Source organism: Demequina sp. B12 (assembly GCF_028823635.1).
GTDB lineage: Bacteria > Actinomycetota > Actinomycetes > Actinomycetales > Demequinaceae > Demequina.
Map to the genome: position 1 here is coordinate 1 of NZ_JAPEHU010000028.1, position 258 is coordinate 258.

A 258-nucleotide genomic window follows, 5' to 3' on the forward strand; every position below is an offset into this window, starting at 1 on the left:
TTGTGTTGTTTGAGTCTGGCGGCGAGGCTCACCTTGAGGTTGAGGTTTCCTTGGACGCCAGCATGCCGGTCGTGATTGACAATGACGTGGACTCGCCTGTGGAGATCTCGCTTCCGACTGAAGTGATGGTGACCGATGGTGACGTGGCTGCCGATGGCACGGTGGTGTACGCCGCGGATCATGGTGATGCTCATGCTGCGGTCCAGGTCCTCGACGACGGCGTCCGGTTGCAGACCGTCCTTGAAGGCCCTGAAGCCG

At 60.5% G+C, this 258-nt stretch carries 1 protein-coding gene; it reads left to right on the plus strand.

Annotated features, from left to right (window positions below; all coding sequences use genetic code 11):
* A partial coding sequence (locus ON058_RS11080) for a hypothetical protein (protein WP_274669120.1) occupies positions 1–258 on the plus strand: 258 nt, incomplete at both ends.